This is a genomic window from Cyclobacterium xiamenense, from assembly GCF_900109255.1.
In the GTDB taxonomy this organism is placed as follows: Bacteria; Bacteroidota; Bacteroidia; order Cytophagales; family Cyclobacteriaceae; genus Cyclobacterium; species Cyclobacterium xiamenense.
In genome coordinates, this window is the sequence record NZ_FNZH01000001.1 from 957,778 (window position 1) to 979,888 (window position 22,111).

Annotated in this window: 18 protein-coding genes; 15 read left to right on the forward strand and 3 right to left on the reverse strand. The window is 49.9% G+C overall.

The window, feature by feature from the left end:
* Positions 1 to 266: 266 nt before the first annotated feature.
* The 4 genes from BMW71_RS03520 (at position 267) to BMW71_RS03535 (ending at position 6,593) form a co-directional block, all read left to right on the forward strand.
* Entirely contained in the window at positions 267 to 1,730 is a 1,464-nt protein-coding gene (locus tag BMW71_RS03520; RefSeq protein WP_143057542.1) for an efflux transporter outer membrane subunit, read from the forward strand.
* On the forward strand, positions 1,727 to 2,890 hold the full coding sequence (locus tag BMW71_RS03525; RefSeq protein WP_092169506.1) for an efflux RND transporter periplasmic adaptor subunit: 1,164 nt from the start codon (positions 1,727 to 1,729) through the stop codon (positions 2,888 to 2,890). Before BMW71_RS03520 ends, BMW71_RS03525 begins: the two co-directional genes overlap by 4 nt.
* A gap of 11 nt (positions 2,891 to 2,901) precedes the next feature.
* Entirely contained in the window at positions 2,902 to 6,021 is a 3,120-nt protein-coding gene (locus BMW71_RS03530; protein WP_092169509.1) for an efflux RND transporter permease subunit, read from the forward strand.
* Positions 6,022 to 6,164: 143 nt separating this feature from the next.
* Entirely contained in the window at positions 6,165 to 6,593 is a 429-nt protein-coding gene (locus tag BMW71_RS03535; protein WP_177179564.1) for a DsrE family protein, read from the forward strand.
* Positions 6,594 to 6,598: 5 nt separating this feature from the next.
* Here BMW71_RS03535 and BMW71_RS03540 read toward each other — a convergent pair whose 3' ends face one another.
* Positions 6,599 to 6,922, reverse strand: coding sequence for a hypothetical protein (locus tag BMW71_RS03540; protein ID WP_092169514.1), 324 nt, complete (start codon positions 6,920 to 6,922; stop codon positions 6,599 to 6,601).
* Between the two features lie 228 nt (positions 6,923 to 7,150).
* On the opposite strand from BMW71_RS03540, the gene BMW71_RS03545 reads away from it, so the two are divergent.
* Both BMW71_RS03545 and BMW71_RS03550 read left to right on the forward strand, forming a co-directional pair.
* Positions 7,151 to 8,341 (forward strand): alpha/beta hydrolase, encoded by a 1,191-nt coding sequence (locus BMW71_RS03545; protein WP_092169517.1) that lies wholly within the window; start codon positions 7,151 to 7,153, stop codon positions 8,339 to 8,341.
* A gap of 12 nt (positions 8,342 to 8,353) precedes the next feature.
* Positions 8,354 to 9,493 (forward strand): endo-1,4-beta-xylanase, encoded by a 1,140-nt coding sequence (locus BMW71_RS03550; RefSeq protein ID WP_092169519.1) that lies wholly within the window; start codon positions 8,354 to 8,356, stop codon positions 9,491 to 9,493.
* A 166-nt stretch (positions 9,494 to 9,659) separates the two neighbouring features.
* Here the strand turns inward: BMW71_RS03550 and BMW71_RS03555 are convergent, their stop codons facing one another.
* The gene (locus tag BMW71_RS03555) at positions 9,660 to 11,630 is read right to left on the reverse strand and encodes a right-handed parallel beta-helix repeat-containing protein (protein WP_092169522.1); all 1,971 of its coding nucleotides are present in this window, start codon (positions 11,628 to 11,630) and stop codon (positions 9,660 to 9,662) included.
* 234 nt (positions 11,631 to 11,864) lie between these two features.
* Here BMW71_RS03555 and BMW71_RS03560 point away from each other — a divergent pair, with 234 nt between their 5' ends.
* Positions 11,865 to 12,470, forward strand: coding sequence for an SOUL family heme-binding protein (locus tag BMW71_RS03560; protein ID WP_092169524.1), 606 nt, complete (start codon positions 11,865 to 11,867; stop codon positions 12,468 to 12,470).
* 607 nt (positions 12,471 to 13,077) lie between these two features.
* Here BMW71_RS03560 and BMW71_RS03565 read toward each other — a convergent pair.
* Positions 13,078 to 13,629: a DUF2911 domain-containing protein gene (locus BMW71_RS03565; protein ID WP_092169527.1), complete on the reverse strand. Its 552-nt coding sequence runs from the start codon at positions 13,627 to 13,629 to the stop codon at positions 13,078 to 13,080.
* Between the two features lie 359 nt (positions 13,630 to 13,988).
* Here BMW71_RS03565 and BMW71_RS03570 point away from each other — a divergent pair, with 359 nt between their 5' ends.
* The 8 genes from BMW71_RS03570 to BMW71_RS03605 all read left to right on the forward strand — a co-directional run bounded on the left by BMW71_RS03570 (position 13,989) and on the right by BMW71_RS03605 (position 21,996).
* The gene (locus BMW71_RS03570) at positions 13,989 to 14,897 is read left to right on the forward strand and encodes a ceramidase domain-containing protein (protein WP_092169528.1); all 909 of its coding nucleotides are present in this window, start codon (positions 13,989 to 13,991) and stop codon (positions 14,895 to 14,897) included.
* 300 nt (positions 14,898 to 15,197) lie between these two features.
* Positions 15,198 to 15,773, forward strand: coding sequence for a Crp/Fnr family transcriptional regulator (locus tag BMW71_RS03575; protein ID WP_143057543.1), 576 nt, complete (start codon positions 15,198 to 15,200; stop codon positions 15,771 to 15,773).
* Positions 15,774 to 15,844: 71 nt separating this feature from the next.
* Entirely contained in the window at positions 15,845 to 17,146 is a 1,302-nt protein-coding gene (locus BMW71_RS03580; protein WP_092169533.1) for a parallel beta-helix domain-containing protein, read from the forward strand.
* Between the two features lie 3 nt (positions 17,147 to 17,149).
* Positions 17,150 to 18,295, forward strand: a complete 1,146-nt coding sequence (locus BMW71_RS03585; protein ID WP_092169536.1) for an SO2930 family diheme c-type cytochrome — start codon at positions 17,150 to 17,152, stop codon at positions 18,293 to 18,295.
* Between the two features lie 194 nt (positions 18,296 to 18,489).
* Positions 18,490 to 19,461, forward strand: coding sequence for a phosphotransferase (locus tag BMW71_RS03590; RefSeq protein ID WP_092169538.1), 972 nt, complete (start codon positions 18,490 to 18,492; stop codon positions 19,459 to 19,461).
* Positions 19,462 to 20,334: a 3'(2'),5'-bisphosphate nucleotidase CysQ family protein gene (locus BMW71_RS03595; protein WP_092169541.1), complete on the forward strand. Its 873-nt coding sequence runs from the start codon at positions 19,462 to 19,464 to the stop codon at positions 20,332 to 20,334.
* A 56-nt stretch (positions 20,335 to 20,390) separates the two neighbouring features.
* The gene (locus BMW71_RS03600; protein ID WP_092169543.1) at positions 20,391 to 21,632 is read left to right on the forward strand and encodes an alpha/beta hydrolase family protein; all 1,242 of its coding nucleotides are present in this window, start codon (positions 20,391 to 20,393) and stop codon (positions 21,630 to 21,632) included.
* Between the two features lie 151 nt (positions 21,633 to 21,783).
* Positions 21,784 to 21,996, forward strand: a complete 213-nt coding sequence (locus tag BMW71_RS03605) for a PAS domain-containing protein (RefSeq protein WP_092169546.1) — start codon at positions 21,784 to 21,786, stop codon at positions 21,994 to 21,996.
* Positions 21,997 to 22,111 lie beyond the last annotated feature (115 nt).

The following is a 22,111-nucleotide window of genomic DNA, read 5'->3' on the forward strand; positions in this document are numbered from 1 at the left end:
CAACCGATTTACCGATTGTCGTATCCCTTGGTATTCAATCCATTACCTCTATTTTCGGAAGTTGCATTTCACGGAGTACTTCCGTTATTCAGATTTCCTTCAAATTGTTCCGCTACATTTCGATTTGCCCCGGTGAGTACCTATCTGTGGTGGGAACGTGCCGTGCAGTTTTGGCGTCATTACGGCCAATACCCCTGCCGAAAGTGGATGAGCGGTTAGGGATTACCGGGATATCATGTGTAACTTCGATAAAAACCAACTCTATTTTGCCCAATAGCTTTTATACCCACTATGTTCCTTTGGTCCGGCATTTTCGGATGTTGGCTAGCCACCTTGTCTGGCCGGTAGTTCTAATCGCTGTTGCGACTGGATGCGGAAATCGAGTAACCACCGCTGATATTCCGGTGACCGTTCCAGAAGACTTTTCCTTACCCACAGGAGAATCCGAAATGCAGGCGGAGTGGTGGGTCAATTTTGGCGACGCGGAGTTGAATTTGTTGATTGACAGCGCACTCAGGCAAAACCTTGACCTGAAGAGTTCCTGGTTTCAGGTAGCCCAAAATGCAAGCGATGTGGCCATTATTGCTTCGGAACGGGTACCGCAGGTGTTCTTGGAACTGCAAGGTGGCGCCAGTAGACCTGTTCCGGATTTCGTGGGTGGTGAAAATACCCAGTTATCTCTTCGTAGCAGTTACGAGGTAGACCTTTGGGGAAGGGTAAAACAAAGCAAGTTGGCTGCGGAAGATCGCCTGAAAGCCAGTTTTTTGGACTATCAGACGCTGGCTATTAGCGTGGCGGGAGAAGTAGCCTTGACCTGGTTTTCCTTGCAGGCCTTTCAGCAACAACTGGCCCTTATCCGAGAGCAAACCGAATACAACGAGCAGGTTTTGGCCCTGATTCGGGCGCGATTCGCCAGCGGTCAGGTGCGGGGGGTGGACATTCTTCGACAGCAACAATTGATACAAAATACCGAAGAAGAAGCGACCGCCATTGAAATGGAGGTTAGAACGCTCCGCAATCGATTGGCTGTTCTACTGGGAACCGCACCGGGAACTCTTTCCGGGGAGCAGACAGGAACGCTTCCCGATTTGAGTCCTTTACCGGATGCGGGGTTACCCATGGAGTTGATCAATCGCCGACCGGACGTACAAAGCAGTTTTTACCGCATGGTGGCTGCTGACCGGGAAGTGGCGGTGGCAATTAGCAACACCTATCCGCGACTGACATTCAATCTGACGGGAGCCCTTCGCTCCAATACGCTTACAAATCTGGTGGAATCCCAGGCTGCATCTTTGACAAGCAGTTTGCTGATGCCGCTTTTCTATGGAGGGCGCTTGAACGCCGAAAAGGACCGGGCGGAAGCATTCCGGGAGCAGCAAGTTCAGGTCTACGGTCAGACGGTCTTGCAAGCCCTTCAAGAAGTAGAAGACGCGCTGGTGCGGGAAAGCCTGCAAAAAAAGCGGATCGGGTACCTGGAAAACCAATTGAATCTAGCTGAGCGTGCGTTTGGACAATTGCGTGTGGAATACCTAAACGGCTCCATTGCTTACCTGGACGTACTGGTCAGTCTGGACCAAATGCAGCAGCTGAAGCGGGATTTGGTAGGTGCTCGGCTGGATCAGCTACTGTTTCGGTTGGCGCTATACCGGGCGCTGGCTGGCGGATTTGAAACGCCCGCGGAAAACGGTGGAGAAATTACTCGAAATGACAACCCAATCCCCTCAAAATGACGAAAAAGAAAACCGTATGGATTAGCCTGGGACTACTTGCCGGCAGCATACTGGCGGCCATGATCTTTTTCTGGACCGCCCCTGAAGCAGAAATGGAGGGTGCCTCCAAAACCACCGCCATGTTGGTCGATGTGGTCGAGGCCGAACAGGGAGATTTTACGCCTACCGTGGTGGCCACGGGAATTGTCCAACCGGCGACGGATATTTCGCTCAGCAATCAGGTAGGAGGGGAGATCACCCAAATTGCTTCCCGGTTTGTTCCCGGGGCTTATGTGAAAAAGGGAGAGCTGCTGGTTCAGATTAATCCTGCCGATTTTAAGAATACACTCATGCTTCGGAAAAGCGATTTGGCGCTTGCCCAATCGGATTACGAGGTGGAGCTGGGTCGGCAGGACGTTGCCCAAAAGGATTACGAGTTAATTGGCGACGAACTCTCTCCGGAGAACCGAAACCTGGTATTGCGCAAACCCCAGCTGGAGGCGGCCAGGGCAAATGTGGCGGCGGCCGAAGCTGCGGTCAACCAGGCATCGTTGGATTTGGAACGCGCCAGTATCCGGGCTCCATTCGACGCGCACATTCTTTCCCGAAACGTCAACCTGGGCTCGCAAATCGCTCCCGGATCAGATCTGGGAAGACTGGTAGGAATCGATGAATACTGGGTGATGGCCAACGTACCCCTTTCCAAAGTCAACTGGCTGGATATTGACGAAAATGCAGCCGGAAGTGGAGCCCCCGTAAAAATCGTGCATCCCGCTGCCTGGGAGATAGGGCAATACAGAGAAGGCCGGGTATCTCGCCTCGTAGGCTCGCTGGACGGCCAAACCCGGCTGGCGAGGGTGATCATCCGGGTGAACGATCCCCTGATGCGGCGAACACCGGATCCAAGCAAACCGCCCCTGATCATCGGGACTTTTGTAGAAGTACAGATACAGGCACGGCAACTGAAGAATGTAACCCGCCTGGAACGGCAATACATCCGTCCAGGCAATACCGTTTGGGTGATGCAGAAAGGGGAACTCGCTATTAAGAACGTAAACATCCGTTTTGAGGATCAGGAGTTTGCCTACATCGACAGCGGTCTGGAAGCAAATGCCCGGGTGGTGGCGACCGATTTGGCCACCGTGGTGAATGGATCACCGCTTCGTCTGGACGAAGATTAACAAGCAAACGCATGAAGGAACACGAAAACCTTGAAACCGAAAAAGGCCCCATTGCCTTTATGGCCAGGCGGCCCATCATCACCAACTTGCTGATGATCATCTTTTTGGCCGGTGGCATCTATACGATGTATTCCATCCAAAAGGAGGTTTTTCCCCAATTTCAATTGGATATCGTGGAAGTCTCGGTGGTCTATCCGGGAGCGGCGCCAGAGGAGGTGGAACAAGGCATTGTACTTCCGGTGGAAGAAAAGGTGAGGGAAGTACAGGGCATCAAAGAGATCATTTCTACTGCTAACGAAGGCTCTGGTACGGTGGAAATTTGGCTGATTCCGGGAACGGACCGGATGAAGGCCTTGCAGGATATCAACCAGGCAGTAAGTCGGGTCCAAACGTTTCCCGATGACATCGAGCGTCCCCAGATCATCCTGCAAAACCAACAAATGGACGTCATGCAGGTAGGGATTTACGGAGATGTAGACGTGTGGACCCTGCGGATTCTGGCAGAAAGGCTGCGCACACGTTTGCTCAGCAACGATCAAATCACGCAGGTAGAGATCGGCAATGTCCCCGACTTTGTCACCCATGTGGAGATTCCCCGAAACACCCTGCTCAAATACAACCTTACATTGGGGCAGGTAGCCGACCTGATCGAAAATTCCAGCCGGGATATTCCGGCTGGTTCCATCGAGACCCTTTCCGGAGAAATTTTGCTCCGCATGGAGGAGCGAAAACTGGTAGCAGAAGAATTTGCCAAAATCGACATTATCTCCTCCGAATCCGGGTCTACCGTTACCCTGGGAGACATCGCCAGTATCCGGGATGGCTTCGAGGAGGTAGGATTTCACGGGCAATTTGAGCAACAAAATACCGTGGACCTGGAGGTGTTTCGCATCGGAAACCAATCCCCGCTGCAAATCGAGGCCACGGTCAAGACCATCCTCGAAGAATTTGAATCCAGTCTGCCACCGGGAGTTCAGGTTCGGATCGAAAGCAACCGGGCGGAAGATTTCCGCGAACGCCTGTCCCTGCTTACAGAAAACGGCCTGATGGCTATTTTGATCGTTCTGGTTATTCTGGGGTTGTTTTTGGAATATCGGCTTGCGTTCTGGGTAATGATGGGGATGACCATCTCCTTTGTTGGGGCCATGTTGTTCTTTCCCGCAGTAGGAATCAGCATCAACATGATTTCCATGTTTGGTTTTCTGATCGTGCTGGGAATCGTCGTGGATGACGCCATTGTGGTAGGTGAGAACATCTACGAATACCGCCAAAAGGGCTATTCCTACATGGATGCTGCCATACTCGGAGCCAGGGATGTCTCCAAACCGGTGATTATTAGCATCCTGACTACGGTCATTGCATTTGTTCCGCTGCTGTTTATTCCGGGTGAAACCGGGAAATACTGGTGGCCACTCCCCGTCGTGGTCATCGTCGTGCTTTTTGTATCCCTCTTCGAAGCGTTGTTTATACTTCCTTCCCACGTGACCCAGGCACCCAAAACAAGAAAACACCGCTGGATTTTAACGCTGGAGACCTGGCAGGGTACCATTGCTGCTGGTTTTAATCGCTTCGTCAACCGTACCTACAAACCATTTCTCAACCTTTGTCTACGGAACCGTTACCTGACCTTTTCGGCGGCTATCTCCTTGCTGATCCTGGTCGGCGGTTTTGGCTACAGCGACCACATGGGCATGGTATTGATGCCGGAAGTAGCTGCCGATGAGATTGAAGCCGCCGTTCGCCTTCCGGTGGGCACCACCAACGATCAGGCGGCGAAAATTGCGGAGGAAATCACCACCAATACCCGAAAGATGTTTGAAACGCACAACCTGTACGAGGTGGCCTATGGGGTAAAAACGAATGTCCGGGGAAAGGATTTTATTGATGTGGAAATCGTCATGAAACCACCAGACGAACGGGAGATGGGCCCGAAAGAACTGATCGAACTCTGGCGGGACAATATTGGGGATATCAAAGGCGTGGACCAAATCAACTTTGAGGCCGAGCGGGGTCCGGGAGGAGCCAGGCAGGATATCAGCGTGGATTTAAGCCATCCCGATATCAACGTACTGGAGCGGGCCAGTGCAGAGTTTTTGCAACGGGTGCAGGACTTTTCCGAGACCCGGGATGTCAGCGACAACTATAATAAGGGAAAGCTGCAACTGGGCTTTGAATTGCTTCCGGAAGGGCGCAATCTAGGGCTTACGCCAAACATCGTGGGCCAACAAATCCGGGATGCCTTTTTCGGGGCATTGGCCATGCGGCAGCTGCGAGGGATCAACGAATTTGAAGTACGGGTAAAACTGCCATTGGAAGAACGAAAAGACATGGACTACCTGGAAGATTTTATCATTCAGGCGCCCAATGGCATTGCCGTGCCGCTACTGGATGTGGTACGCATCAAGGAAGGGGAGACCTTTACCAATATCAATCGCCGGGATGGCAAGCGCGTAGTAAATGTAGGAATGGACGTGGAACCACCCGCTGCTCAAACCCGTGTGCTAAAGGCGCTCAACGAGCGCGTGTTGCCCCAATTGCGTGCCGACTTTCCGGGTGTCTCCTGGACTTACGAAGGTAGTCAGGCTGAGATGCGGGAATCAACGGATGCCTTGTGGTCTGGATTTATTATTGCCATGCTGCTTATTTTCTGTTTACTGGCTGTTGCATTGGGCAGCTATACCCAGCCCATTGTGATCATGCTTGCCATTCCTTTCGGTATTGTAGGCGCGGTCATCGGGCACATACTCCTGGGATACGACCTGTCGTTGGTCAGCCTGATGGGGGTCATTGCACTGTCTGGTGTAGTGGTCAACGACTCGTTGATCATGATCGACTATGCCAATAAGAACCGGGACAAGGCGACTTCGGCATACGAGGCGATCCATGAGGCCGGGGTACGCCGTTTCCGCCCCATCGTCCTGACCACCCTGACCACTTTCGGTGGCCTGACCCCGATTATTTTGGAGACTTCCAGTCAGGCCATGCAACTGATCCCCATGGCCATCTCCCTGGGCTTTGGAATTATTTTCGCTACGGCTATCATTTTGGTGATCGTACCCTGTTTGTACCTGATATTCGACGACCTGGTGCAGGCATCCACGCCGAAAAAGGAGCGGGAATTGAACGCATAATAATTAAAAAATAACCGTATATTCGGGCAAATTAGGTCAACATCACGGAATCTCGCATGACGCTGGACACCTGGAATGACACCGACAAGCCTTACGCGATTCCCAGTCTGCCAATTTGCAGGCGTCAAAAAAATCATCATTCTATGAAACCAATCCTTCGCTTTGTAGCATTCGTACTGTTCTTGGCAAGTCCAGTACTCTTGTCCGCTCAGGTTGTGGACCAGGAAAAACACCGGGTTATCTTTCAGGTGACCAAAGGAGAAAATTCCGATCAACAGCAGGTTATCGGCCAACTAAACAATATCCTCCGTGCGCTGCCCAATGCAGAAATCGAAGTTATTTGCCATGGAACCGCCCTGCCGCTGGTGCTGCATGCGGAAAGTCAGGTAGCGGCGGGTGTGACCGATTTGCTTGGACGCGGGGTGGTATTTGCTGCCTGCGAAAATACCATGCGTCGAGCTAAAGCGTCCAAGGAGGACTTGATTTCCGGGGTAATTACGGTACCTTCTGCGTTGGCAGAAATCATCCTCAAACAGGAGCAAGGCTGGGCCTACATCAAGGCCGGGAACTAATCGGCTCAGCGTTTCCGGGGAAGGGGTTGTTTGCTGATCAGCGCCCAGATAGGTTTGCCGTTTTCGGAGGCCCGCGCACCGATATCGATAAGCAAACGCTTGGTGGTTGCCTCATCGGCACCAATCACGTGTTGAAGCGTCTCCAACTCCCGCCAATCGTGTGCATCATCGTTTAGAAGTGCCAGCAGCAGGTCTTTGCGAGCGCGCTCCTTCTCTGCCGCTGCCTGCTGCTGTAGGTAATGGGAGAGCCAGGTGCCGGCTAGCGTGGCCAACGAACCGATAATCGCTCCGGAAAAGCCAATAAATGCGATCCATACATTTTCTGACATATTCGGTCAAGTTGATGAAACAGGAATAAATATAGGCATTCTTGCGAAAAGATCCATTTACTGTAGACGAACGGTGATCGTCCAACCCGGTGAATGTCTCCATTTCAGTGGCGAAGGGCGACGAAACTAATTCCAGTATCACGTAGGGAAAGATTCCGAATGAACTACCCGAACCGATTAGTTTATTAGGTTATTCCCCCGTTTATACCGGGGCTATTTTTACAATCTATGACAAAACTCGATCCCGATACGATTGGTAAGGAAGGAAATCAAACCTTTCAGGTAACGCTGGTTCCGTCGGAAAAGGGCAGCTATACCCTCTACCCGCAACTTCCCACAGATGGCAGGGTATCGGCCGGTACCGAACTGACCATCGCCGCCTATCCAGAAGCCGGGTACAGGCTGGATGCGATTTATTGCACCCTAAAGGGCGGTATGTGGGGAACGACAAGTACGGAGTATTTTATCCCCAAGGTGACCATTTCCGTAGACGATGACCTATTGCTGGGAGCAACCTTTATCGAAACGTCCCTGGTCGCGCATCTTCTGGTAACACAGGACGTTATCTATGCAAGACCGGGAAAAAAGCCGCTGAAATACGATGTGTATTCCCCCATTGGTGCCCGAGAGCTCCCAGCTATAATTATCGTCCACGGCGGGGGTTGGTCTTCCAATAACGAAGACATCATGCGCGGTTTGGCACGGGAACTGACCAAAGGGGGCAACTACGTGGTTTTTAGCATCGACTACCGCTGGATCAATACATTGGATGGGGACGAAACACCCAATTCCATGCACCAATTGATCGAGGACGTATTTGGGGCCATTGCCCACATACAAACGCATGCAGCAGCATACGGCGCGGATCCAGGCAGAATTGCCCTAACGGGTGACAGTGCCGGCGGACATCTTTCAGAAGCCGCGGCCGTATTCAGCCCATCCATTGGTACGGCTGGCTTCGGCGAAAAAGAGGGAATCTACGAATTCAAGCCCGTGTACGTACCGCATGGCAAATCGCTGGAGCAGGTGAAACAGGAACTTACGGCAGCAATAAAAGCGGTTGCACCCAGCTATGGCCCATCCGATGCGGCGGATTTCAAGAACTTCCTACGCCAAACGGATGCCGCCTACTGGGATGCTGTGTCTCCGATCCGGCACGTACCCAAGGCCGAAAAACGAAAACTACCCCATTTCATTGTTCGGGGAGCAAACGACTCCCTTATCACTGAGCGGATGGTTCAGCAATACGTGACGGAGTTGCAGGCAAAAGGGCAGGAGGTTAGCTACCTGGAGGTGCCGGGAGCAGGGCATGCGTTTTTCGATTGGAAGCCGGATGCTCAGACCAGGGAGACGTTTACACGGTATGGGGTACCCTATGCGGCAAAAATGAAGGCATTTTTCGATGCCATTTTCTACTAAACTACCGAATTGATGAAAGCAGCATTACTTGTAGTTATTTTTTTTACCATGTTTGGGAGCCAGGCGCAAACCGAACCCGATGGGTCTTCTTTAGCAGGTGCCGACCTGCAGCTAAAAGAACTATTTGCCGATACATTTTATGTGGGTGCAGCCATGAATCGGCGGCAAATTACCGGAGAAGATGGGCCGGCAATCGATTTATTACAGCGCCACTTTAATTCCATCACTCCGGAGAATGTGATGAAAAGTGAACGCATCCAGCCCCGGGAAGGGGAGTTTGCCTTTGACCTCGCCGACGCATTTGTCGCATTTGGAGAGAAGAACGACATGCACATCGTTGGCCATACACTGATCTGGCACTCCCAGGCACCGGATTGGTTTTTTACCGACAAACAGGGAAATGAAGTTTCTGCGGAGCAGTTGAAACAGCGCATGGAAACCCATATAAAGACCGTGGTGGGGAGGTATAAAGGCAGAATCCATGGCTGGGATGTGGTCAATGAGGCGATCCTGGACGACGGCTCCTACCGTGAAAGTAAATTTTATCAGATCCTGGGCGAGGAATTTATCCACCTGGCTTTTCAATTTGCCCATGAAGCGGACCCACAGGCGGCCTTGTATTACAACGATTATTCCATGGCGAATGCGGGCAAAAGGGCAGGAGTAGTGAAAATGGTACGAACCTTACAAGAAAAAGGATTGCGAATAGACGGCATTGGCATGCAGGGGCATGTAGGCATGAACTACCCCTCCCTGGATGAATTTGAAAAAAGCATTGTCGCCTTTTCCGATCTGGGAGTAACTGTGATGATTACGGAACTGGACCTGACGGTGCTGCCTTCGCCCGGGAATCGATCGAGTGCGGAAATTTCTGACACAAAGGCTTATCAGGAAACGTTGAATCCCTATACCCAAGGTTTGCCGGAAGAGGTGTCAGCCGCCTTTACCCAACGGTATCTGGACTTTTTCCAGTTGTTTCTGAAACATGCCGATAACATTAGTCGCGTCACCACCTGGGGTATTACCGACAGGCACTCCTGGAAAAACAACTGGCCCGTTAGGGGTAGAACAGATTATCCTCTGCTATTTGACCGGGACTACCTACCAAAACCGATTGTAAAGGCCCTGGCGGAATACCTGACCGATAACTGATTACCCCGAAACCAAAAGCATGGTGCGTTTCTGCTCGCTTTGCACCGCCTAGTAAAAGCGTGAGTGGACCGAGCCTCGTGCAATCCCGAAAAGAACAGGTAAACCGGCAACGATGCGGTAGTTTTACGGATACCTCCTCTGTTTCTCGATGCCCAAAATACACCGATTATCGGTACCAATTTCGGTCCTTCAAGCTCCTCGGGCCATAGATGGGAGGCGGATCACCAGCTTCCAGGGCCCCCAAATCGGGAGCCTTTCCCGAGTACTGATCGTTAATGTTGGGAATCACGGTGCCTTTATCCACAGCTTTTCCGGATGGATGCAGGGTGAAATTCAAGTCTTCGGCATGGTAAATACCGTGGGGGTTTTCGGGGTCGGGAGCAGTCATTTCGTTGAAAACCTCGTAGCCTACCAGTACGCCATTGGCCTCCAAACCGCTGGCGCCATGTAAGGCTTCCAGCGAGGAAAAGCGGTGTAGGTCCTCATTGCTTAACTCGTAATCGTAAGCCTTATCCTTCCCTGGTCCCAGGTAAAGAAAATGGTTTTCGGTATTGGGGTTGGGCCGGTACCCGTTGTAATCGGAAGTCGAATAAGCCGTCGCAAAGGGAAAGGCATTTACCGGCCTGCCGGGAACGTCGGTACCCATAAACAGGTTGTTCCGAAAATGGGCGTTTGAAAAAGTCTGGGTATTCCGATTTTCTGCAATGATGGTGTTGTGGTAAACGATCAGCCCGGCAGGTTTGGCCATGAATTTAAATGCAAATCCGTTGGGTATGTGGTAGACAACATTCCGAATAAAATAGGCTGGGCCGCCAAAAACCGGCTGGGCACTCAATGCACATTGTCCCGAATTAACCCCGCGATTTCGCATGATCCGGATATTATGTACGCCCCCGTCTGCTTCGATGAAGTCATCGACCATCAGGTGCAGGTCGTTATTGTATATATCGATGGAGACAGCCTTTAAATCCTGTGATTCCTCTGGCGTTCCGTAGGTGGAAACATTGATACCGTCGTGAAAAAAAGCGACGGCATTGTGACAAATAACGTGGCCTGAACCGTAAACTTTAATTCCCATATAACTCTTCAACGGACTCGGGGGATAGGGGGCCGGATTGGCCCAGCCTACCAGATGATTGCGCGGATCCCTTCCCAAAATCACGTTATCGGCGACGTAGAAATCCCTGGATCCCGCGAATTCCGAGATCAGTCCCAAGCCCACGTCTTCCATCCGGCAATTGCGGATCGTTAGGTTGCTCGCTCCGACTACTCCTTTCGTGCCGGCTGCAAACACGATGTCCGTGTTCCGGAAAGTAAGATTCTCAAAAATATGATGTTGGGTACCCATCACATCAAATAACCGGTGGGCGCCGTTGCCATCAAAAATCGCTGCGCCATCGCCTGCGCCACGAATGACAATGGGCTTTTCTTCCGTGGCTTTGACATTCAAAACATACGTCCCGTCAAATGGAATCCCGTGGGGGTCCACATAGTCCAATAAATCGGCTTTGTAGGTGCCGGCATGCACCAGAATAATGTCTCCAGGCTGTACCGTTCTCTCGCTTACCACCGACCAGTCTCCCAGCCCGGATCCATAATACGCCTGTTTAAGCCCCTCGAAGGCGGGTTGTATCTTTTCTCCGTTAAATCCAGGAGGATACACATGCAGCGTTCGTCCTTGTTCGTAGGCTTTTGGAACCGTTCGCGTCGTGACGCTTATTTCCTTAAGGGTAGTTCCTGACACACCATCCGGATCTGAAAGTTCAAAACGACAGGCATAGGTGATTCCGGGTTCGAGGTCAAGAATGCTACCTGCAAACTGGTGAGGCACGATATATGCTAACTGTTCTGCTTCGCGGAAAATCTTCTCGCCTCCGATCCGAAGTAGGGGCATGCCTTTCAGCCATTGCGAACTGCCTTCCTTGCGGTAGCTGACCGCTACTTTTGCATTGCGGTTTTCGTCACCGGAAATTTTCCATTCGAATCCCAGGTTTAGGAGGGTAGGAGGTTCGACCACAAACTCACCGGAAATGACCCCGTCTTGTGCGTTTAGGGCAGAAACAGAGCAGAAAAAAAGAAAAAATAAGCAAAGGTTTGCGTATAGAATGCCTTCAAAGCTACTGTTGTTGGGTTTCATGGCTGACTTTTTTTAAACCACAAGATACTTATTTCCTGGGAGATGTGCGTCTTAAATGCCATTTAGGCGAGCTTGTCTTTGGGGAACAAATAGCGGGGGAGACAGTGTTTAACCGGTACAAAGGAGAAAAAGAGTGGTTGATCAGCCACCGTGCAAACAAATTCGGTACTAAAGTACTTAGGTATACAAGCGGTGAAGCGTTAGGAAAACCGGATCAGCAGCCAATACCTTACTATGAAAACAATCGTTGTCTTACTCGGAATCATCTTATTTATCGGTATCGCGATACAGCTTTATGCCATGACGCAACAAAAAAATACGGAAACCTACCCCTACAAAGTTCTCAAAACCTACACGGATTTCGAACTTCGCTCCTATGAGGCAAGACTGTTTACTTCTGTCAAACTCTCTTCCGATAGCTACAAAGCCGCTTCCAACCGCGGGTTTTCCATCCTGGCTGGATACATTTTTGGAGGAAATGAACAAAAGCAAAAGATTGCCATGACCACGCCCGTTGCCATGTCGCTGGAAGACTCGATGACGATGATGTTTATGGTTCCCAAGGAGTATACCCAAGAGACCCTTCCGCAGCCAGACCGATCCGAGATCAAATTTAGTGAGGAACCTGCCAAAACGGTTGCGGCAATTCGATTTGGCGGTTGGGCATCGGACGAACGAATTGCGGAGTACAAGGAGAAGTTACTGGTAGCTTTAGCCGCTGAAGGGGTTGAACACACGAATAAATTTTATTTTTTGGGATACAATGCTCCCTTTGAAGCGATCAATCGCCGAAATGAAGTGATTGTGGAATTGGACCCCGAACAAATCGCCAAGGAATAGGTACTCAGAAGGATGTGCGAATCGTAGGTGTAGGCCGCTTTTACGATTTCTTCTGGTTACTGAATCGTTCCTTTGGGTTATGGAAAGGCAGATTTCCCGAACGGCCGTCAACCAATCAACGCCAGCTACCTTAAGACAGCAGGGATTCGCTGCTTCTCTCGATCAAATGCTGCGAATCTCCTTCTTTTGAAGAATTACAAATTTTAGCATATGATCCCGAGGAGGATGGCGGACCATCGCTTCCATTTTCCATGATCTTTGATTCAAATTGGAAGCCCGAATACCTGGGAAATGAACCTCTTGCTGGTACGATTTAAGAAAAGGTTTCCCTTTCTTCCGGCAATACCGACCTGGGTCTTCATCGAATCAATATTTGGATCAATGCATCTACTCATTTTCCGGAAAAGATCGTCACGTTAGACCGGAGGCAAACCGATATTCCCTACGAATTTTCAAATCTATCAGTCGATCAGAATCATCCCGAAAGTACTTTTGTATTTAATACGAGCAGTTTTCAGGGGATAATTTGGGATGAACGGGAATGACTGAACCTCCCCCCGGCTCCTCCTGGTTTCAGGAGGGGGAGAGCAGCGGTGGCGTAAATTTATTATTGGAGGGTTACCGGTACAGTAAACAGCACATCATCCCAGCTAAAGACTACAATGGCTCCATTATCCGAGGAGCGGATGTCGATGGTAAAGGTCTCCACCACGGAATCGATTTTCTGGACCGGAGCCTGAACGGTCACTACATCCAACGCATAATCCGGTTCCGCTACACCAAAGAATACGCCGGTTTCACTATTGAGTCGCACCTCAAATGCGTCCGCTCCCGGCACTGCATACATGCGGTAGGTGCCAGCGTCTACTGGTTTCCCGCCGAAGGTTACGTCCTGATTAAAGGTGATCTCCGTGGCGGCATTGGCACCAAGGCGCCAGTATTTCCCGTAGGGCTGTAAGGCACCGGCAGGTTCTTCCCCAAAGATAAGCCGCCCTTTTTTGGAGGGCTGGCTGTAGTCGATGCTTATTTCCAGACCGCCCTGACTGTAGGAAGCCGTGGCCGGAGGACTTGCCGGCGTGGCAAAAAACAAACCGTACACCACCCAGATTATAAAAATCAATACAAGGACTCCGGCACCAATAAGGATATTTTTTTTCATCGTTTTGTGTTTTTTTTCGGATGAAGGTACGAAATAAATGGGAAATGCGGACGAGGAATCCCGCGGGTCTCCAGCTAATTTTGGCGATTCTTAGAATCAATCGGTCAGTGATACGACCAAAATGTTCGTAAACAGCGTATTCCATCGGACGATACCTTTACTTTACCAGACCGATCCGTCCGTTGCTTACTTTACTCGCAATAAACTATCAAAAATAGCATTGAGTAAAACTCATTTTCGTTACATTGGAAAAATTGTTGAATTATCCGATCTTGTTTTGCAATAAGCCCAACCATTCCAGTACAACTCTGGTAAACATAAATGGTCGTATCCGTCAATATTCCCAAAGCACATAAACCATGTCCCAGGAACAGGTTTCCGTAGAAAAGCGTTTACACGTCGGTATGGCTGAACGATTGAAGCTCAATCGGCTTCCCCTTTGGGTGCATGGGATTGGCCTGGGGGGTACTGGTCTGGTTTTCCTGCTGGCTGTGCTTGCCTTTGCTGCATTCAAAGATGTGCCGGTATGGGCCGACTGGGTGCCGGCAAGCGAGTTCACCGCTCCAAAATACGCAGAGCGCGTCTATCCGGATAGTATTTTCCGAACACGGATGAATACCTGGTCCAACCTTGTATACATTTGTTTTGGCTTCTACGCGGTTGCGCTGGCGATATACGACTGGAAACGAAAACTTCCCCTGCAGCGGGGGTATCTGACCTTTGCTCCTGTACAGACGTTTCTCTTTGGCCTTGCCGGCATTTACCTCGGCCTGGGAAGCGGCTTCTTTCATGCCTCGCTGACCCGGTACGGGCAGCAATGTGACGTAGGGGGGATGTATGCCACGATGATTTGCCTGGCTGCGTTTGCGATCGGAAGTTGGCTGCCGAGGTTGCGGGTACCCCAAACCCGCCGACCAATGCCCAGCTGGCCAGTGCTTGCGGTAATGGTCGTTTACGGGTCTGCTTATTTTTCGTATTACAAATGGGACTATTCCTTTTCCGAAATATCCGGTTACCTCACCGGTATTTTAGTGCTTTTTGCAGGCGTTAGCCTGATTCAGCCGGGTAGATACCTGCAGTTCCGCTGGTTTGTGGCAGCGGTGGTCGCCATAACGCTGGGTTCAAGGATTCGGGAGCTGGATATTGCCGGTAAATTCTCCGGTCCGGATGCCATCTTTCAGGGCCACGCCCTTTGGCACCTGGTTTCTTGTCTATTTTATGTGTTTCTGTTTGCCTATTTTCGCTCGGAGGAACGGGAAGACAAGTAACGGATACGGGCACCGGGGAAAATTTTCGGAGGAAGCAAGGGTAGTCGGTACAATTCCGATCCACATCGCCGGCGTTTTTATCGCTTTTAAAACGACCCACCGGTTTTCCGAATCTAACTATATAGTTGATTACGGGGTCAGAAAGGGGGATAGCGTTCTTTTTACGGAGAACGGTGTTTAAGGTTTCATGCAACAATTTGTGCAAATGGGAAGGGGGGTACCCCATTATTCCGGTAATTTCGATATATTCGGAGATAATTGTTCCTGGAAGCCCCCCGAAAATACGAAGCCCCAAAAATCATGCGAACGGATCACAATTTGCTGTTGAAAACCTTCAACCAATTCAGCGGGTTGAAAGGCCGTTCCATCGGTACATTTTTGGACATATCCGTTGTAAAGAGATTTACTAAGGGCGAGTTGCTACTTAGAGAAGGGGATATTTGCGACAAACTGTTTTTTATTGAACAAGGAATGGTACGGAGTTTCTACCACAGAGAAATAAAGGATGTTACCATTAGTTTTAGCCTTGCCGGAGAATTTATCACTTCCATGTCTGGCTTTATCACCCAACAGCCCACCTATGAAAACATCGAGGCTTTGGAGGATTCCGTTGTGCTGGAATTTGGTAAAGAACAACTCAACGAGCTATTTGAACGAGAGCCGACATGGGCAACCATTTACCGAACGGTATTGGAGGCGTATTACGTGAAACTGGAAGAGCATTTGATTTTCTCCAAGTTTAAAACGGCCAGGGAACGATATGCCGAATTATTGCACGAAAAGCCTGAGATCATTCACAAAGCCTCCATTGGACAAATAGCTTCTTTTTTGGGGATTAATATAGAAACGCTGAGCCGAATCCGGTCGGAACGGTGATTTTTTGATATTTGTCAAGCGATAGATTAATTCGTTTAACCTATTTTTGAGATAACCAACCATCTTCACTCGTGCAAAAAATCAAGGTTTTGCGTATTCTTTTGGGATTAGTGCTTTCGGCCACTATCTTGCTGAGTTGTCAACGCAGCAGCTCCGAGCAGTCTTTCGATTCGAGCAAGGTTCCTCGGGCAAGCCCGGAAGAAATTGACCGATTGATTGAGGCATTTATCTTTGCGGAGGACGGGGATACGATAGCAATTCCGGCCGGGTTTTACAACGTAAAGACCCAACTGATCCTTGACAACAAAAAAAACGTCACGATAAAAGGAGCCGGCATGGCAGAGACCGTACTCTCTTTCAAAGAATTGACATCGGGGGGCGAAGGCGTGAAGCTCGTCGGGCAAAACATAACCATAGAGGGCCTCAGTGTGGAAGATGCGCCCGGAGACGGGATCAAAAGCCAACATTGCGATGGCATCACGTTTAGAAAAGTGAATGTCACCTGGACCAATGGCGACAAGTCCAAAAATGGAACGTATGCCATCTACCCGGTACAATGCAAAAATGTACTGATCGATGCCTGTATCGCCTCTCATTCGAAGGACGCCGGAATCTACGTAGGCCAATCGGAAAACATTGTTGTAAAAAATTCCCTGGCCTTTGGAAACGTGGCGGGGATCGAAATCGAAAATTCCGACAACGCCGAAGTGTTTGGCAACACAGCCAGGGACAATACCGGCGGTATCCTGGTTTTCAACCTCCCCGGATTACCGAAGGCAGAAGGCAGGGGGACTAAAATCTACGACAATGACATCCTTTCCAATAATCACGTGAATTTTGCGACTGCGTTAAACGAGCAGCCCAATGGCAACACGGTGACCCAAATCCCTCCCGGTTCGGGGCTGATTTTGATGGCGGCGAAAGGGGTGGAGATCTTCAATAACCGCATCCATTACAATAAAACGGTAGGTATTGCCATCTCGAACTATCAAATCACGGGTTTTCCTACCGATGCTCCCAATTGGTCGCCCTTTACCTCCGATATTTATATCCACGGTAACGAGTATAAACGATCGGCACAACTCCCGGACGTAACCAAGGAATTCGGCCAATTAATCGCTGTTTACAATGCCCATGGAACAGGAAAAACACAGGACATCATCTATGATGGTTTTTGGGACAAGCGCCTCAGTCCGGATATCAAAACCAACCCTATGAATGTGTGTATTCGCGAAGCCGATATGTCCCAACTCCGCTTTACCCTCTTTGATCTTTGGGAAGGTGAAGAAAACATCAAATCCTCCAGTGATTACGCGCCCTTTGATTGTCAAACGGAGGTGCATACACAGGTCCGTGCCCTCTCAACCAGGTAGTCCATGAATACCAATCTAATATACAGCCTTCTGGCAGCCTTTTTTGTCTTGTGCGCCTGCAGTGCGCCCACTAAACATGAAACAACAGATCAACCGATGGTCTATGGGGAATGGGAAGCACCTGATGTGGACATCAATACGGTAAATTTTGATCAGATGCCTTTCAGTAAACTTTCCGATTACGGATTTTTCAAAGGTAAAATCAGGGAATTTAATCCGGGAAAAGGTGTTGTTTTGTATGAACCTGCCTCGTCTCTCTTTACCGATTATGCATTCAAAACCCGATACATTTGGATGCCTGAAGGAGCAAGTGCCACTATTCAGGACGATTCTGAGGGGACCATCGATTTCCCGGAAAATACGGTGCTGATTAAAAATTTTTATTATCCGGCGGACTTCAGAAACCCTTTGGAAAAGATCCGGGTCATCGAGACCCGGATTATGGTCAAGAAAAACGGGGCCTGGGAAGCTTTTCCCTATCTTTGGAACGAGGAGCAGACGGACGCCATTTACAAAGCCGTCGGGGCGGAGGTGTCCGTAGACTGGGTAGATCAACAGGGGCAGGCACAGTTCGTCAAATACATCGTTCCCAATCAGGCCCAATGCAAAAGCTGCCACAATAGCAATGAGGTAATGGTGCCTCTGGGTGTGAAGGCAAAGCAGCTAAACCATGCGTTGCCTGGAAAAGGAAACCAATTGATCGCCTGGGAAGAAGCCGGGTACCTGGAGGAGTTGAAACCACTGCAGGCGTACCCCGCCATGGTCGATTATAGCGACATCTCATCGGATTTGAACCTAAGGGCAAAGGCCTATTTGGACAGCAACTGCGCACATTGCCACCGCGCCGAAGGTCCGGCAAGTACCTCTGGCTTATTCTTGAATTACGAAGAAACGGATCCCGCAAAACTGGGGGTGTTCAAAACGCCGGTGGCAGCAGGCTTTGGTGCCGGGTCTTTTACCTATGCCATTTGGCCGGGGAAAAGCAACGAATCCATCTTGACCTATCGGATGGGTACCAATCAAGTGGGAGCGGCCATGCCGGAAATTGGTCGGGGTTTGGTGCACCGGGAAGGAATGGAACTGATAAAAGCCTGGATTGATGCCATGCCCGAGGAATCGTTTCACCACCTAAGTGCCGGTAAGCGATAAAATGGTCCGGGCTCGAAAAAATCCCCCTTTTTCCCCCTTAGCAAGGGGGATTTATGTACGTTCGGGTTTACGGAATTTAGAAGCCTCAGTAAGATCGAAAATTTCCCTAACTTTAGGATCGGTTAGTCCGGTTAACTGGTTGTCTTTGCCTTTTCATTCATCAAAAACACACCGATTGAACTCCTATACCAAGCATGTCTCCCATAGCCTCCCAAATTCTTCATTGTATCGGCGCCACCGCCATCCGGGAAGTCGCCCATGTTCAAACCCTATGGAGCGGGTACGGCTCGATCAAACGCTACGTTTTAGAAGGAGGGAGGTATCCGTCGGTTATTGTCAAGCATATACAATTACCTGAATCTGGTAAACACCCCCGGGGTTGGAATACCGATTTGTCCCATCAACGTAAAATCAAATCCTATGCCGTGGAAAGCTACTGGTACGAGCAGTATGCCCGGTTAACGGAAGCAGCGTGTAAAGTGCCTCAATTATTGCGTGCCGAAGGAAAAGGCAGCATGCGACTCTTGATTATGGAAGACCTCAATACCTTAGGCTTTCCCAAACGTCTGACACCCGATACGGTTTCGTTGGCAGCTGCTAAAAACTGCCTGACATGGCTGGCCCGTTTCCATGCCAACTATATGCAGGTTCCGCCCATAGGCCTCTGGGAAGTCGGCACCTATTGGCACCTGGGAACCCGCCCCGATGAGTGGGCGAAAATGAAAAACATTCCCTTGCAACAGGCCGCTTCTGCGATCGATCAACGGCTCCATGAAGCTACCTTTCAGACCCTGGTGCACGGCGATGCCAAGCTGGCAAATTTCTGTTTTAGCCCGGAAGAACAGGTGGCAGCCGTGGATTTTCAATATGTTGGAAAGGGCTGTGGCATAAAAGATGTTGCCTATTTTATCAGTAGCTGTTTTGCAGAAGAAGCCTGCGAAAACTATGAGGATGAATTACTTTCGCATTATTTTGATGCACTTGAAAGGGCGCTTGGTAAGTCTATTGATTTTCAATTGGTTAAAAAAGAGTGGACGAAGTTATACGCCTTCGCCTGGGCCGATCTGTATCGTTTTCTGGATGGCTGGAGTACCGGTCATTGGAAGATGCATGGGTACAGCGAACGACTGACACGGTCCGTATTGGAAGAACTAACTTACGTTTAGATGCTGAACAAAAATACCCTTTCCACACTTTGTCAAGGCGCCGTCGACGCAAGTATCGAAGCGGGGCAACTGATTCAATCGCAGGTCGATCAACCCCATGACCTACAGGATAAGCAGGGGGGATATTCCAAGGCTTCCCAAGTCGTGACCGAGGTTGATTATCAGGCACAGGAAATCATTCTCAAACATTTACGGCCCGGTAGTAGCCAATATGATCTGGGCTTATTGACCGAAGAAGCCGCCGATGATCGATCCCGCTTGCATACCGACTATTTCTGGTGCATTGACCCACTGGACGGCACCTTGCCCTTTACGGAGCAGCGGTCGGGGTATGCCGTTTCCATTGCGCTTGTTTCTCAATCCGGAGATCCAGTGATCGGGGTAGTCTATCTTCCCGATGAGGAACTGTGTTACAGCGCCATCCGAGGCGAGGGCATTGCATTAAACGGCCAACCTTTTCGCTTAGACAGAAGCAGCGATGATCGCCTATTGCATGTCTATATGGACCGGAGCATGCAGTCGGCCGATTGCTTTACCGCATTTATCGAACAGATGAAGCAATGGGCTAAAGCCGAAAATTACCAGGAGGTGGTATACCACGTAGGTTTTGGTGCAGTCCGGAATGCGTTGGCTGTCTTGTCCCATGCGAATGCCTGCTACGTAAAATTTCCCAGGCCGCAACAGGGGGGTGGCAGCATCTGGGATTTTGCCGCCACCCGCTTGATTTATGAAGAATTGGGCGTACCGGTATCCAATAGCAAGGGCGAAAAACTACGCCTCAATACACCGGAAACGACCTTTATGCATCAGCAAGGGGTGCTGTATGCGACAACGGACCGCATTGCAGAAATGGTTTTGGAGATAAAAGTATAAGTTCCTACTTTATCATCGATTTCGTAGTAGCTATAAACAAATAGAATGGCATTTGTATGGAAAAAAGGATCATTTTAATCGCCTTAACCCTCCTAATTTTCCGAGGCCTTGTTATTGCGCAAACCGAACTTGCTCTCCCTCCGAATCTGGAAGGGCGAATTCCCTGGAATTTAGAGACTTTAGCTACTGCCCCTAACTATAAATGGGTAAATCAGACCGATGCTGTCTGGTCGCTGATCTATACCGGTGAGGAATATGAAGGGAATGTGACGGAAGTATTTGCGTACTATGCCAGCCCGGCTACATTGGGTGAAAAAAACCCGGGAAGCCGGGAGTTTCCCGCAGTTGTGCTGGTACACGGTGGGGGAGGGACGGCCTTTCGAATCTGGGCACAGGAATGGGCGGAAAGGGGATACGCCGCTATTGCCATGGACCTGAGTGGTAATCAGCCTTTACCCGAAGCCCAACAGGACAACCCCTGGGGTTCAAAAAGCATGCAGACGGCCGCCGGAGGTCCAAAGCAGGACGACGCGCATAAGTTTTTCCGGTTGGACGAAGCCTTTACCGTCCAATGGCAATTCCATTCGGTATCCAATATTATCCGGGCGCACTCCCTGATTCGGTCCTTTCCGGAGATAAACCCGGATAAGACAGCGATAACAGGTATCAGCTGGGGCGGTTACTTAACCAACCTGGTAGCTGGAGTAGACCACCGTTTTGCTGCGGCCGTGCCGGTATATGGAGCGGGCTTTCTTCACGAAGGAAGCGCCTGGGACCGGCAGTTTGACTCCCTTGGTATAGAAGGAACCCAACGCTGGGTAGCACTATGGGATCCTTCCAGCTATGTGGCCCATGCAAGGGTGCCCATGCTGTTTATCAACGGCACCAATGATTTTGCCTATTTCGTTGAAAACTGGCAAAAAACAGCTATTCTAGCCGGAAATGCGCAGTATGCGATGATACCGGAACTGAAACACAGCCATTTTCACGGAGCAGAACCCGGGGAAATTTACCGCTTTATCAGTACCATACTAGAAGATAAGAACGATTTTAATAGTTTAATTAAATTGAGCCAAAAGGGGAGTGAGGTTGGGTATTCGATTGCTCCTGCGCCGAAAGAAGTTTACCTGGCATACACCGCAGATGCGAAACGGAGTCCCGAAAGGGACTGGCAACTGATCCCACTCGATAAAGCAAAAGGGCAGGTCATCATTCCACAGGATGCCAAACTTTGGTATATTTATTGGGTAGATAAATCAGGCAACAGGAGGAGTAGTGAGGTGAAGGGTTGGGAGTAGTTGGTTTTTGGAGTGAGTTTATAGAAGGTTAACTGACCAACGCTTTTAAGGAGGTTACTTGAAGTAACCTCTTTAATCTTAGAATCGGTAGGGGATTTCCGGCCATCGCGGCTAGTTTTGGAATTTACTCGGGCATGTAGTAATTTTAAATATGGCAGGAAAAACGCTTTCGGAACTATTACTGAATAAAACGAACGATCCGGTTTGGATTGTAGACGCGGAATTAAACCTGGTTGAGGCCAATCCTGCCTTCTATGCCCTGATGAAGAAAAACCTTAGCATAGTAAAAAAGCCATGGGAGTCCATCTTTATTTCGAAATTTGGTTCGGATCAGGTACAGCGATGGAAAGCTTATTATAAGTAAGCCCTGCAGGGTCAGCGGTTTGACGTTGATGAAACGTTCTTTGGAAAACGTGAGGGTGACCCACGGCAATTCCAGACTTTATTTGAGCCCTTTTCAGATGACAACCAGGATGCTG